The sequence below is a fragment of the Chryseobacterium paludis genome (assembly GCF_025403485.1).
Taxonomy (GTDB): Bacteria; Bacteroidota; Bacteroidia; order Flavobacteriales; family Weeksellaceae; genus Chryseobacterium; species Chryseobacterium paludis.
Map to the genome: position 1 here is coordinate 560,430 of NZ_CP099966.1, position 15,686 is coordinate 576,115.

The window sequence follows — 15,686 nt, forward strand, 5'->3', positions numbered from 1 at the left end:
ACTTGAAAACATAAATATTATGAAAAATACCCCAAAAAATACCATTAGCAAATCATTATTAATCGCAGGATTAGCATTTTCAACCCTAACATTTGCACAAACCAATACAATTAGGGCTAATGTGTCTGCAAAAACCACAGCCATTGGAACATCCAAAAATTGGGGTTCAGTTGACGGAATTTCAATGATAGGATTGGTTCAGGGGCCATCTTCCGCCAATGCTCAGCTTCAGGTTGCCTGTGTTTTCGAATATACAGATAACGACATCCACAGTGCTCAGGCTTTGCCAGCAAACTTAAATGGTTTGGTACATTTGGATGAAGCTCTGAAAGGCGAATTCACGAAAATAAGACAATCAGGTCAGTTTAAAGGACATGCTTTGGAAACATTATTGATTACGCCTCCTGTAGGTTCTATGTCAGCGAAAAAACTATTGTTAATTGGTTTGGGAGATCGTAACAATTTCACTCCGGAATTGATGACTTCAGTAGCAGAGGTTGCGACAAGGGAAGCTTTGAGATTAGATGTAACCAACTTTGCCTTTGCCAGTGACTTAAAAGATGCAGGAATTGATTCTCCAACAGCTCTGGTAGCCGAAAACGTGGTTAAAGGTATCGTTTTGGCCAATCGTTCGGAGATCTATTTAAGAGAGCATAACCTTTCCAAAACAAAAAAACTGGAAAAAGTATATCTGTTGGCAGGTCCATCTTTCTTTGAAGTTGCAGGTGGTGGGATTAAGGATGCGATTGAGCTAATAAAGAAATAACATTAAAAAAATCAATGAAAAAATGGACTGTTAATTGGTTATCAATTTAAAATATAAAAAATGGTGTCCTTATCTTTAAGTGACGCCATTTTTATATGCATTTTCTATTAGGGTGAAGACTGAACACAAGTTGGGAAAGTCCTGCAGTTATGATTCTTTGCAAAGAGGTTTTAGCAGATTAGGGTATGAATTTTTGCGACTTCAAAAATGTGATAATGCTTACAAATATTCAGTTCAGCAACATTGTTTTTCTCTAAAAGTTAGTAAGTTTATGACAGTTGTGGTGAAACACCACTCCAATATAGGAAACAAATGCTCCTTACCTCATTTATTATATCAATATCTGTAAACTTTACATATCTACATCTTGACTTGAAGATGAATATTATAAAATTTCATTTTTTTTTGCGAGTTTTTTTTGAGCTAATGAATAAAATTTTAGCAAAGTAAATAGTTATTTCATCTTTTTGTGATTAACATCTTAATGAAATTTATGATAAGATCCTTTTATTTTCCCCGCTATATAAAGTATTGTGACTATTTATTAATTATTTTATTTATGATATGAGTTTTTTGTGTTAATTTTTAATAAAATATTGTTTTATATTTAATAATTTACATATTTTTATAATAAACTAATAATTGCTATTAATGAAAATTCGAATTTTCACAATCTCATGCTTACGTGTATTTTTTAGTATGCCTCCCAAGAAATTGGTGCGGTATAAGGACGTTAATTCCTCTATCCAGAATTTTCTAAGTCTGGTAATTACAACAATCCAATTAAGATTAAATTTCATATATCTGTCTAACATTCCTGCGCACGATTGGAGTCGGGCATCGATGGTAAAAAAAATAAATTATGAATCACCCTTAAATATTTAAATTATGAGAACAAACAAAATGTGGTTACTTCTGGTTTTTCTGTTAACCATTCTTTCCAACTGCTCCAGGATGGAAGAAAAAACTTTACCAGAAGAATCTGAAAGAAACCTAAGAGCCAATGCATCTGCATTGGCAGTGACACCATCCCTGCATGTCGGTGGCAGGAACCTCAAGGATCCATGCGGCAATAATGTTGTCTTACATGGGGTTGCCATAACACCCAGTCCCTGGTTCAATGGCTGTCAATATGGCGCCAATTCTGGTTACTGTACCTGGGACAATTACAATGTACAAGGAGCTTTGAATTATAACAAAGCAGTCATTGACAAGCTCAGCAGCACCGCTGATGGCTGGTATCTCAATTATATTCGCCTCCATATCGATCCTTATTGGACCAATGATCCCGGCCCATCTATCCCAGAGAACGATATCTCAAGATTCAATTATAACCGCTTGGTAACTTATACGAATCAGGTGATTATCCCACTGATCGACCATGCCCGGAGCCGAGGAATGTATGTCATCCTACGCCCACCGGGTGTATGTCCAAATCGCATTGCTGTAAACGATGCCTATCATAGTTACCTTAAAACCGTATGGACATTTTTGTCGCAACATCCGGGCTTAAAAAATGCTGACAATGTGATGTTTGAGTTGGCCAATGAACCTGTTGAAATCCTTGGCACAAATGGGGTATGGGGTACCACAGGAAACGAACATTTTGCGGCGCTTAAAAATTTCTTCCAGCCATTGGTCAATATCATTCGTAACAATGGTGCAAATAATGTCTGCTGGATACCAGGCACGGGATGGCAATCGCATTACCAAGGTTACGTTACCAATCCAATCACAGGCGGTAATATTGGCTATGCCGTTCATATCTACCCAGGTTACTGGGGTGGTGTCAACAATTATCAGTCCTTTCAAAATGGCTGGAATACCAATGTTAAACCGATTGCAGACATTGCTCCGATCGCCATTACCGAAACCGACTGGGCGCCTCAGGGATATGGTACATTCGGTATTGGCACAACCGGTACGGCAGGCGGAAACGGATTTGGTGCGAATCTAAAATATATCGCGGATCAATCAGGCAATGTGAGTTGGAACCTCCTTGCCCCGGATGATCTGCTCCACAAGGGCGACCCTAATGCTGGAACGGCCTTTAGTAACAATTGGGAAGCCTGCGCTGCCCCAAGCAAACAGTGGTTTCAACAATATGCGGCCTCCAACTATCCTGTTGCAAATTGCAATGCAACTAGTCTGGTTAATAATGGTATTTACGAGATCGAGTTTCAGACCGACGCCAATAAAGTACTTGATCTAAAATCTGGAGAGGATACCAATGGCGCAGTGTTAAGACCATGGACGAGGAATGGTGCTGCAGCGCAGCAGTGGATAGCCATTGATGCCGGCAATGGCTACTGGCGCTTTGTGTCTAAAGCCAGCGCAACAAATCGCTGTATTGATCTAGCCAGTAATAGCAATACACTGGGAACTTCAATCCGGCTCTGGCAGAACTATGGTAATGATGCGCAGGCCTGGCAGGTAGTGGCTGTAGCTAATGGCTACTACAAAATTCTATCAAAGGTGGATGCTACTCGTGGCTGGGATGTGCCCGACTGTACCATGGATGGGAATTCGAACTTGCGACTTTGGGATTATTATGGTACATCCTGTCAATTGTTCAAGTTCAAATTCATAGCGATGAACTAGGCCTTTGAAGAATATTGCTTAAATAGTACTGTTCGTACTTGATCTATTTTTGAAAAATACCAATCTGGTAAGTATTATTAAAGTAAATAAAAATGGCGTCACTTGTCTTAAGTGGCGCCATTTGGTTGTTTGTAACCAAGACGTAATTATCTTCAAGCACTTTGATAGATGATTTGCCCAATATTTTCATTAGTTTCCAGGTTTTTTATTAGCTTCCTGTTGTTTGGAAAGCTTTACTTGAGAATTTATAAAAACTATGTTATTGTCTTTTCGAGCCTTTCTGTTTAGAAGGGCTTCTTTTTTATGAAAAATCCCCGGCTGTGGCCGGGGATCAAACTATAACCATGAGACTCAATCAAAAATGAGTTTTATTTTTTCCTGAAGGCTTTTCAGGCATATCCGTCCGCTGAGTAAGGATTGTTTTAATAAGTGATAATTGGAGGATTAGGTTTTTCTATGGATTGATAATGGGTGGGTAACAGTAAATAACATTGCGTTATTCCTTAATTCTTGTCATTCATCTTCCCAATAGTTACTCGTTTTTTTTGGTTTCCCCTTAATCCAATTACTGTTTTGATTACTCATATTTAATCCAATTCTTTTTGTAAATCTTTAATTTTACAAATATCTAATCTTTCCTAAAATAGTTCCAAAAATAAACAGTTTTATTGTTAATTCAATTTACTAAATGAGCGTAAATATAAAAAAAATAGAGTAATTACAAGAGTACAACTTCCCATTTTCTCAATATAGGAAACAAAAAGAATATTTAATGAAACACACTTGAGGACTTACTCTAAAGCATCAGTGTATTGAAAACACTTCACATTGTTTGTATTGATGAAACTGTGACCATTTAATTTTAAATGTCTAAGTTATTGAGAGGGCTTTTGATCAATAGCCATACTATTGCTTGTGATTCGAATGAAAAATAATATTGAATAGGTACAAGACCAGGCTAATGTTAGAAAGACTTACTCTTAATCATATTATTAATTATGAACTTTCTTAAGCTTATCAACTAAAAATGTTTAGAAAATCATTTACAATATAAAAATCATTGACGAGACTTTTCTCATACATTATGTGGTGTATTTTAGTCTAAAAAACAATTAATTTTTTAAGTTGAATTTCCTTTTTTTATAATTATACGGAGTCTTGTATGCAGAAATGGTAAAATAAAATCGTTTTTATTGTCACTTTTTAGTATTTAAAAGTGTTGATTTTACACTTTTTTTAAAAAAAATAATCTGCCCTTTTCCAAAACTCTTATCATAATAAAAACTAAAAAAATCACCTAAGAATTTTTGTAATAGCAATTTATAATTATTTGTTTTTGTATGCTTTGGAATCTTAATAGGTGTAAATTTAATGATAACCTTATCATATTTTTTACGGTATTCTTATCATTAAAAATCGATATGTAATATGTTGATAAGCAATGCTTAGTGCAATTTTTATTTTTTTTATTCGACTGAATTTTTATATTTGTGATGTTACGTAAATGTTAACAATTAATGAGCCCAAACTTTATTCATACTTATGTTTCTGTTGATTGTGTTGTTTTCGGATTCGATTACGATAACCGACTCAACATTTTATTGGTTCAACGCCATATTGCTGAACTTCCTTTGGAAAGACAGAAAAAATTACCAGGGAGCCTGATATTTAGTGATGAAGATGTTGATGATGCAGCACAAAGAGTTCTACATGAATTAACAGGGATTAAAAAAATGGTACTTAAGCAGTTCAAATGCTTTGCAGATCCTTTACGTGCGAGCAGTAAGGATGATATAAGTTGGATGAACAAAGAATATAAATATGACATAGACAGGATAATCACCGTAGCATATTTATCTCTTTGCAAAATAGATCATAAAATAAACAGCACAAAATATAGTACAGTAGACTGGCATCCAATAGATGAGGTACCATCGCTGCCGTTTGATCATAATAAAATTATCAGCGAATCATTGATAGAAATCAGAAAATGGATAGAATCCGACTTTTCTATTATTTTTGAATTGCTGCCCAAGAAATTTACGATAAGACAGCTCTATCAACTGTATAGTGCTTTAAGTGAAAAACAGATTGATATTAAGAATTTTCATAAAAAGATTTCATCCTTCAGTTATATCATACCTCTTGAAGAGATAGAGACCAATGTTTCCCATCGGGCGGCAAGATATTACAGGTTTGATGCTAAAGTGTACAAGAAAAATAACAGTAGACTAATAAAATAATACCAATACTTTTTTTGAATTATGTATTTACTAGGATATGACATTGGCAGTTCTTCCGTAAAAGTTTGTCTCATTGAGGCATCCAGTGGAAAGATTATTGCATCAGACTTTTCTCCAAAAAAGGAGATGAAAATTATAGCTGTCAATCCGGGTTGGGCTGAACAGAATCCTTCGGATTGGTGGTTAAATTTGAAATTAGCCCACGAAGCTGTAATGCATGAATCTGGAATCAATGCAGAAGATATAAAAGGAATTGGGATTACCTGGCAAATGCATGGTTTGATTTTAGTAGATAAGGATCAAAATCTTTTGCGACCTTCTATTATTTGGTGTGATAGCCGTGCCGTTCCATACGGGGAGAAGGCATTCAAAGAAATAGGCGAAGAAAAATGCCTGTCACATCTTTTGAATTCACCAGGAAACTTTACCGCTTCAAAATTAGCCTGGGTGAAGGAAAATGAACCTGAAATTTTTGATAAAATTGATAAAATTATGCTTCCCGGAGATTATATCGCAATGAGACTTTCCAATCACATTGGAATAACAATCGAAGGTCTTTCTGAAGGAGTTTTCTGGGATTTTAAAAATCATTGCATTTCTGAAGACATAATTAACTATTATGGTATTCCAAAAAGCTTTTTTCCAGAAATTGTACCAACATTTGGTATTCAGGCAACAGTGTCTAAAGAGGCAGCTCGGGAATTAGGTCTAAAAGAAGGTACACCAATTTCATATAGGGCGGGAGATCAACCCAACAATGCCCTTTCCCTGAATGTTTTCAATCCGGGAGAAATTGCTTCTACAGCAGGAACTTCAGGTGTCGTGTATGGCGTTCTTGATCAGCTTGAGTACGATAGGTTATCCAGGGTTAATACATTTGCTCATGTTAATTATACAGCTGAGCAAATCAGACTAGGTGTTTTGCTTTGTATTAATGGAACGGGAATTTTAAATTCCTGGTTGAAACATAACTTTGCGACTTCCCTTTCTTCTTATGGAGACATGAATGACATGGCTTCCCTTTCACCAATTGGCTCAAAAGGGCTAAGCATCATTCCTTTTGGAAACGGTGCAGAGAGAGTTTTGGAAAATAAAGATACAAGTTGTTCGATTCATGGAATTAATTTCAATATACACACAAAAGGAGATATTCTGCGTGCAGCGCAGGAAGGTATTGTATTTTCTTATGAGTACGGAATGGATATCATGAGACATATTGGAATGGATATTCAGGTAATACGTGCAGGGAATGCAAATATGTTTTTGAGTTCAATTTTTCGTCAGTCACTTTCCAGTATCAGTAATGCGGTCATTGAGCTTTATGACACCGATGGAGCTGTTGGGGCTGCAAGAGCTGCAGGAATGGGAATAAATTTTTATTCAGATTCTAAAGAAGCGTTTTATTCACTTGAGAGAATAGCAGTGATAGAACCTGAACATGAAAAACAAGAACAATATTTTGAAGCTTATGCCAGATGGAAAAGTCATCTTAACGAAATAATCTAGACACTTACACCAGAGCCTTATAGGTAGGTACTCACTGAGTCTTTCTAATCAGTGAGAAGAGAATCCTTACGCCAAATTTAAAACAAATAAAAAATAATCAAATAAATATGAACACTTTAACAGAAACAAAAGAATTTTTTAAAGGTATCGAAAAGATAAAATTTGAAGGAAAAGAAAGTCGAAATCCGCTTGCATTCCGATATTATGATGAAGACAAAATAATCATGGGAAAACCTATGAAAGAATGGACACGCTTTGCAATGGCCTGGTGGCATACTTTATGTGCAAATGGAAGCGATCCGTTTGGAGGACCGACAATTCATCACCCTTGGGACATGGGAGATGATCCCCTTACAAGGGCTATGAAAAAAATGGATGCTGGCTTTGAATTTATGTCTAAAATGGGATTCAACTACTACTGTTTTCACGATATTGATTTAGTAGATCCTGCCAACAATTGGAAAGACTATGAAAAAAACCTTCAGGCCATTGTGGAATACGCAAAAGAAAAACAAAAAGAAACTGGAATTAAACTTTTATGGGGAACAGCTAATGTTTTTACACATGAAAGATATATGAATGGTGCATCTACCAATCCAAATTTTGATGTGGTAGCTTGCGCGGGAACTCAGGTTAAAAATTCTATCGATGCAACCATTGCATTAGGCGGAGAAAATTATGTTTTTTGGGGTGGGAGAGAAGGATATATGAGTCTCTTAAACACGGATATGAAGCGTGAAAAAGATCATTTAGCGCGTTTTCTTTCAATGTCAAGAGATTATGCCCGTCAGCAAGGTTTTAAAGGAACTTTTTTAATTGAACCAAAACCGATGGAACCTACCAAGCATCAGTACGATTACGATTCTGAAACAGTAATTGGCTTTTTAAGACATTATGGATTGGATAAAGATTTTAAATTAAATATTGAAGTTAACCACGCAACCCTTGCCGGACATACTTTTGAGCACGAGCTTCAGGTTGCAGTAGATGCTGGACTTTTAGGAAGCATCGATGCCAACCGAGGAGATTATCAAAATGGGTGGGATACTGATCAGTTCCCAATTGATTATTATGATATGGTTCAGGCTTGGTTGGTACTTCTTCCTGCAGGAGGACTGGGAAATGGCGGGGTAAATTTTGATGCTAAAATCAGAAGAAATTCTACAGATGCTGAAGATTTATTCATCTCCCATATTTCAGGAATGGATGTTTTTGCCAAAGGACTTTTGGCAGCAGCTGACATTCTTGAGAATTCAGATTATAACAAATTACGTACGAATCGTTATTCTTCTTTTGATAATGGAAATGGAAAGGCTTTTGAAAATGGCTCTCTTACATTGGAAGACCTTCAGAGAATTGCCCATGAAATAGGGGAACCTCAAGCAAAAAGTGGAAAACAGGAGTTGTTTGAAGCCATTGTAAATATGCATATATAATACATAATAAAAGGCTGCTAAACACTAAGGTTTTTACCACTCTAATTATTAATAGCCTTTTATTAAAACCTAACACACAAAAATAATAATTATGAGCCGATTTTATTTTGGTAGTAATAAAGCTGCACTATTTTTTGCAATGGCTTTACTACCCTCAGGCGTGGTTTATTCCCAGGTTAAAAAAGATACGGTAACAAAAGAGAAAAAGATAGATGAAGTTGTTGTTATTGGATATGGTACACAAAGAAAAGAATCTGTTACAGGATCTGTTGCTTCTGTAAAAGGAGATGTATTACGAGAGGTACCATCTGCAAATATTACCCAGGCATTACAAGGAAGAACAGCAGGTGTTGATATTTCTCAAACCTCTACCAAACCGGGAGCCGCAATGCAGATCCGCATAAGGGGAACCAGATCACTTACAGGAGATAATAACCCATTAATTGTTTTAGACGGAATTCCTTTTGTCGGATCATTAGGAGACATCAGTTCAAGTGATATTAAGAGCATTGATATTTTAAAAGATGCATCGGCAACGGCAATTTACGGATCAAGAGGTGCGAATGGTGTTATCTTAGTAACCACGAATAGGGGATCTAAAGGTCAAAAGCCCAAGTTGACCTACAATACCTTTACAGGAGTACAGACTTTGTTTTCGAAATATCCGATGATGGATGGACCAAAGTTTGCTCAGCTTCGTGCCTATGCTATTCCTGCTGGTAATACGACTCCATTATATACTAATGGTGTCGATGAGAATAACAATACCAATACAGACTGGCAGGATTTATACTATAAGCCGGCAATGATAACCAGCCACGATGTAGGTGTTTCAGGAGGTACTGAAGGGGGAAATTATAATGTGGGCTTGTCATATTTTAAACAAAATGCATTAATTCCTCTCCAAAGTTATGAGAGATTTGCCTTACGTACAGCCATTGACCAACAAGTGGGTAAAGCTTTCCGATTCGGATTTACCACTAATACCAATTATTCTGTATCAGAAGGAAATGGAGTAAATCCTGGAGCAGTTTTGGGATACTCTCCAATTGCTAGTCCTTACAGGGCTGATGGAAGTTTGAAAACTTTAATGAGCACGGCAGGAGGTATTGATCAGAGCTGGATTTATACCCGTAAGAATTTAGAAAATTTAGGTGATAAATATATTGATGAAACGAAATCTTTTGCATCGTATAATAATCTCTATGGCGAATTAAATCTGCCGGTGACTGGATTAAAATACAGATTAAATGTAGGTTTGGATTATCGTACCTCAAACAGTGGAAACTATACGGGAGTTGGAGTGTTTAATACCAATCCAGCAGGACCATCTTCTGCAGGGAGAGGAAATAATCAGACTTATCATTGGGTTTTAGAAAATCTCTTAACATATGACCGTACTTTTGGTAAGCATAAAATAAATGCCGTAGCATTGTATTCCGCTGAAGGAAATAGATATACGAGTTCTTATATGAGCGCGAAAAATGTTCCGGCGGATTTTTTTCAATATTATAATTTAGGGCAATCTCCACAGGCTGATATTACAGTGAGGCCGGAGGATCAAATATATTGGCAGACCGGCCTGCTTTCAGCGATGGGAAGAGTAATGTATACATTTAATAACAAATATATGCTGACCGCAACTCTTCGTGCTGATGGATCTTCAAGACTTGCCCCCGGTAATAAATGGCATACCTATCCTGCATTATCATTGGGATGGAACGTTACTAATGAAGCTTTCATGAAGAATATTAAAATACTTAATCTTCTTAAATTTAGAGCAGGTTGGGGCCAAACATCCAACCAGGCAGTGAATCCATATTCTACGTTAGGGGCACTTACTGTTACTCCTTACAATTTTGGGACTACAAACAGTACGGGAGTTTATGTAAGCCAGGCTCCGAATCCTAATCTTGGATGGGAATATTCAAAAACACAAAACTACGGGGTGGATTTTGGATTATTTAATAATCGCCTTACAGGTAGTGTGGAATATTACAAAACACATACTTTTGATCTTTTAACTCAGAAAAACCTTCCATCATCAACGGCTATAGGATCTATTATATCCAATGTTGCAGAGACGGAAAATAAGGGTTTCGAAATTAGTGTTAATGGTGTTATAATCGACAACCCTGACGGATTTACATGGGAAGCAGGTGCTAATTTTTATACTAACAGAAATAAAATTTTATCTCTTGCCTCCGGAACTACACGTGATGTAAATAACTTATGGTTTGTAGGACATAATATAAATTCATTGTATGATTATCAATATGTAGGTCTTTGGCAGACAGGTGATCCTTATCAGAGTATTTTGGAGCCGGGAACTTCTGGTGATGTAGTTGGCTCTATTAAGGTACTTTACACAGGAGGTTATAACCCGGATGGTACTCCTATAAGAGCAATTGGACCCGATGACAGGCAGATTTTTGACACAGCTCCGAAGTTTCAGGGAGGATTTAATATGCGCTTTGCGTACAAAAATTTCGAGCTAAGTACCGTGGGTGCTTTTCAACATGGGGGAATTCTGATAAGTTCAATATATGGATCTGCAGGTTATCTTAACAGATTAACAGGTCGTGGCAATAATGTTGATGTTGATTATTGGACAGAAAATAATACAGATGCTTATTTTCCGCGTCCTGGACGTCACTTAAGTGGGGATAATCCAAAATATTCTTCTACACTGGCAATGTTTGACGCATCTTATCTCAAACTCCGAACGATTACTTTAGGGTATAATGTCAATAAGGACTTCCTGAAAGATTTGAAAATTACCAGTTTGAGAATCTACTTTACAGTTACCAATCCGGTTGTCCTATTCTCTCCTTATCATAAATTTTCAGGAATGGATCCGGAACCTAATTCTTTGGGTAATGAAAATCAGGCTGTAAGCGGATATCAAAATCGTCAGCCAATCATAGGAACTAACAATCCTTCTACAAGAAATTACTTAATGGGACTTAACTTAACTTTTTAAAACTGTACAGTCATGATAAATTTTAACAAAAAACTGATATTAGGAGCAATCTTTTTATCATTAACATTTACAGGATGTAATGAAATTCTTGATGAACAGCCAAGATCAACATACACTGTTGACTACTTTAGTACGCCGGATGGAATCAACCAGAGTTTTACTTCCCTGTACAGACAGTTACGATTGCTCTATGGTAACGGATACTTTATGAGCAATTGTCAGAATGGAACCGATGAATCTACCTGGGCACAAAGTGCAGATGGTAACTTCAAAGAACTTGATATGTCAGGAAACGGTAATATTAATTCCAATACTTTTCCGACCAGTATGATCTGGGGATCGGTTTTTCCTTATATTAATACTGCCAATGGGATTATAGAAAAGGGACCAGGATTCGGAATTGCAGAGTCAATGATTTCTGAAGCCAGATTTTTCAGAGGGTTCGATTATTTTATGTTGGTTCAGACATATGGAGGAGTTCCATTGGATCTGGGTGCCGGGGAATTAAAGTTTAATACTTTACCTGCTACAACTTCCGCAAGAAACACTGTTACTGAAGTATATACAAAAGCTATTTTTCCTGATCTTAAAAAAGCAATTGAAACCTTGCCTGTATCACCACGGGTAACGGGAGGAGTGACACAGAACGTAGCGAGATTATTTTTGGCAAAAGCTTATCTTACTTATGGATGGTGGCTGCAGAATCCTAACAATATTCCTACTTATCCTGAAGTTTCAAGGAGTGACCCTGATGGTCATAATGCCCAATGGTATTTCCAGCAAGCGTATGATATAGCAATGGCGGGAATTACCAGCCCCGGAAGTTATGGGCTTCAGCCTACTTTTTACGATGTAAATGTGGGTTCTAATGACAGAAACAACGAATGTATGCTGTATGCAGATCACACGCAGTCAAGTACATATTATAACGAAGGAGATCCTGTAGGGTTTGGGTCAGGTTGGGCTCCGGATAATTTTGCAGCGTGGATGCAGACATGGAATTATACTGCCATAAAAAGCAGTAAAACAACAGCCTGGGCAGGGGCAGATGTTGTAAGTCCAGTGCAACGTGAAGCGGCTCAGCCCTTCGGGCGTCCATGGGTTCGTATGTGTCCTACCCTGGGGGTTATTAAAAATACATTTGCCGATAAAACCAATGACTCACGTTACGATGGTACCTTTGTTACTACATACAGAGGAAACTGGAATAAAAACGGGACCGGTCTTACGGGTGTACCAGTGTTATATAACGCAAACAATTTACCTGTACAGCCGGGGGGCGCTATCCTTAGTTTCCTTAATGATGATACGCAGACTCCTGCATATCCTTCTGGAGCGGGACAAAACGGTGTAGGAGCAGGAACTTTAGCCGGAAGAGCAGATTGGGTTATTGCTCCAAATGGGATCAGCAGAATCGTGTATCCTGGTTTATGGAAAATAGGAACTTACCGTACCGATGATCCGAACGGCTTAGGATATCCAAATGCATCTTTAACACGTCCTTTCAGTGTAGCGAAGTTTTCAGAATTCTATTTTATTGCAGCAGAATCGGCTGTGAAAGGAGCTACAGGAGCAATGACAGCCAAAGATCTTATTAATGTAATCCGTGCCCGTGCAGGCAAATGGAAATTTAACAATGCTCAGAATGCTGCTTATACGGCAGATAACAGTGCGGCAATGATTGCGGCAACACCTTCGAATATTACCATTGATTATATCCTTGCAGAAAGATCACGTGAATATTATGGTGAGTTTTACAGATGGTATGATCTTGTACGTACTCAAAAATGGAGTGAATATGCAGCCACCTATCAGATCGGCGGAGCTTCATATGGAAATCACACCCCAGAGACAGTTACCAGAACGATACTACCGTATCATTATCTCAGACCTATTCCTCAGGGACAACTTGATGCAATGGAAGTATCTGCGGATATAAAAGCTAAATATCAAAATCCAGGTTACAATTAATTTAATTTTTCACATTCATATTAAGAAGCAAAGTAGGTGTCCTTAAAAACACCTGCTTTGTTTAATGAAAATAATTTATAGAGAATATGGAAAAAACATGGCGTTGGTTCGGTAAAAAAGACAACATAAAATTAAACATGCTCCGTCAGATAGGCGTCCAGGGTATTGTTTCTGCACTTCATGATATCCCAAACGGGGAAATATGGCCGTTAGAAGCAATTAATGAGTATAAAGAATATATAGAAAGTTTCGGACTCCGTTGGTCTGTAGTTGAAAGCCTTGCTGTGAGTGAATCTATCAAATACGGAGGAGAGGACAGAGACCATTTAATAGCAAATTATATCATTAGCCTCGGAAATTTAGGAAAAGCAGGAGTTAAAACTGTTTGTTACAATTTTATGCCCGTTCTCGATTGGGCCCGTACAGACCTTTACCATAAATGGGAGGATGGTTCATCATCATTGTATTTTGATAAGGCTAAGTTCGCCTACTTTGAAATACATATCCTTGAAAGAGAAGGTGCAGAAAAAGAATATAGCTCAGAAATTCTTGATAAAGTAAGAGAACTCAAAAATACCCTTACTGATAAGGATAACAATGATTTGATTGATTCGGTCATTGTGAAAACTCAAGGCTTTGTAAATGGAAACATTAAGGAAGATGACCAGAATCCTGTAGCTATTTTTAAAAAGCTATTGTTACTATATGACGGAATTGGTAAAGATCAGCTTCGTGAAAATATGAAATACTTCCTTGAGAAAATCATGCCCGTATGTGAAGAGTACAATATTCAGATGTGTGTACATCCCGATGATCCCCCATTTTCATTATTAGGTTTACCAAGAATTATAACATGTGAAGAAGACATTGACTGGTTTTTGAACGCCGTTGACAATCCTCATAACGGGCTTACGTTTTGTACGGGTTCCTTAAGTGCAGGACTTCAGAATGACGTTCCGAAATTAGCTCAGAAATATGCTTCACGCACAAAATTTGTCCACCTGAGGAGTACCAATGTATTTCCGAATGGAGATTTTATAGAAGCAAATCACTTGGAGGGAAGAGGAAAAATCGTTGAGATTGTTCGAATATTTGAAAAAGAAAATCCGGACCTTCCAATGCGCATTGATCATGGAAAGCTTTTGACAGATGATATTGATAAAGGCTACAATCCAGGATATTCATTTTTGGGAAGAATGCTGGCCCTAGGACAGATCGAAGGGGTAATGGCAAGTGTACAGATGGAATTGGAAAAAAAATAAAGCTACAGTTTGTAATTAATTCTAAAAAGTTAAAATGAACGAAATATTTAGTATAAAAGATAAAGTAGCAGTGATCACCGGTGCCTCAGGGGTTCTGGGAAGTAGCCTTGCTAAAAGCTTTATTGAAGCCGGGGCAAAAGTGGTTGCGTTGGGAAGAAAACAGGCAACTTTAGATGCCTGCGTCAAAGAACTTCAGGAATCAGGTGGTGATGCTTTTGCTGTGGAAGCCAATGTTATGAATATCGAAAGCCTGGAAATAGCTTCAAAGAAGATCATTGAAAGATTCGGGAAGATTGACATTCTCCTTAATATAGCTGGTGGAAATATTCCAGCAGCAACTCTTTCTCCAGACCAGTCTTTTTTAGACATGAATATTGAAGGATGGAATGAGGTAACAAACCTTAATATCAACGGAACTGTTTATCCCAGCTATGTTTTCGGAAAAGTAATGGCAGAACGGAGTAGCGGAAGTATTGTCAATATTTCATCAATGGCGGCATATTCTGCAATCACAAGAGTGGCAGGATATTCCGCGGCTAAATCTGCAATTACCAATTTCACACAATGGCTGGCTTCGGATTTAGCTATAAAATATGGTGATAAAATTCGTGTAAATGCTATTGCTCCCGGATTTTTTATAGGAGACCAGAACCGTGCGATTTTATTAAATCCCGATGGATCTTTAACGGACAGGAGTAAAAATGTTATTGCTAAAACCCCAATGGGACGATTTGGAGAAGCAAAAGAGCTTAATGGTATTGTACAATTTCTCTGTTCAGATGCAGCAAGCTTTATTACAGGCGCTTTAGTTCCTGTTGATGGAGGTTTCAGTGCTTTCAGCGGAGTATAAAATATACAGTTAGTTGGCAGGGTCTTTTTGTCAATAACTATTGCTTAAGACCCTGTTTTTTTAATAGT

General features: G+C 37.3%; 9 protein-coding genes. All 9 read left to right on the forward strand.

What is annotated here, in order from left to right; genetic code table 11:
• Positions 1-19 precede the first annotated feature (19 nt).
• The 9 genes from NG806_RS02390 to NG806_RS02430 all read left to right on the forward strand — a co-directional run bounded on the left by NG806_RS02390 (position 20) and on the right by NG806_RS02430 (position 15,618).
• Positions 20-766 carry a M17 family peptidase N-terminal domain-containing protein gene (locus tag NG806_RS02390; RefSeq protein ID WP_261511827.1) on the forward strand — a complete coding sequence of 249 codons (747 nt, stop codon included), beginning with the start codon at positions 20-22 and terminating at the stop codon, positions 764-766.
• Positions 767-1,654: 888 nt separating this feature from the next.
• Entirely contained in the window at positions 1,655-3,367 is a 1,713-nt protein-coding gene (locus NG806_RS02395; protein WP_214826009.1) for an RICIN domain-containing protein, read from the forward strand.
• 1,517 nt (positions 3,368-4,884) lie between these two features.
• Complete coding sequence (locus NG806_RS02400; protein WP_214826007.1) at positions 4,885-5,610, forward strand: NUDIX hydrolase; 726 nt, start codon at positions 4,885-4,887, stop codon at positions 5,608-5,610.
• 21 nt (positions 5,611-5,631) lie between these two features.
• A complete protein-coding gene (locus NG806_RS02405; RefSeq protein ID WP_214826006.1) occupies positions 5,632-7,116 on the forward strand; it encodes a xylulokinase in 1,485 nt (494 codons plus the stop codon).
• 107 nt (positions 7,117-7,223) lie between these two features.
• On the forward strand, positions 7,224-8,552 hold the full coding sequence (gene xylA / locus NG806_RS02410; protein WP_261511828.1) for a xylose isomerase: 1,329 nt from the start codon (positions 7,224-7,226) through the stop codon (positions 8,550-8,552).
• Between the two features lie 91 nt (positions 8,553-8,643).
• Entirely contained in the window at positions 8,644-11,535 is a 2,892-nt protein-coding gene (locus tag NG806_RS02415) for a SusC/RagA family TonB-linked outer membrane protein (protein ID WP_261511829.1), read from the forward strand.
• A gap of 12 nt (positions 11,536-11,547) precedes the next feature.
• Positions 11,548-13,506 carry a RagB/SusD family nutrient uptake outer membrane protein gene (locus NG806_RS02420; RefSeq protein WP_214826000.1) on the forward strand — a complete coding sequence of 653 codons (1,959 nt, stop codon included), beginning with the start codon at positions 11,548-11,550 and terminating at the stop codon, positions 13,504-13,506.
• Between the two features lie 86 nt (positions 13,507-13,592).
• Positions 13,593-14,768, forward strand: a complete 1,176-nt coding sequence (gene uxuA / locus NG806_RS02425; protein WP_261511830.1) for a mannonate dehydratase — start codon at positions 13,593-13,595, stop codon at positions 14,766-14,768.
• Between the two features lie 34 nt (positions 14,769-14,802).
• Positions 14,803-15,618, forward strand: coding sequence for an SDR family oxidoreductase (locus tag NG806_RS02430; protein WP_261511831.1), 816 nt, complete (start codon positions 14,803-14,805; stop codon positions 15,616-15,618).
• Positions 15,619-15,686 lie beyond the last annotated feature (68 nt).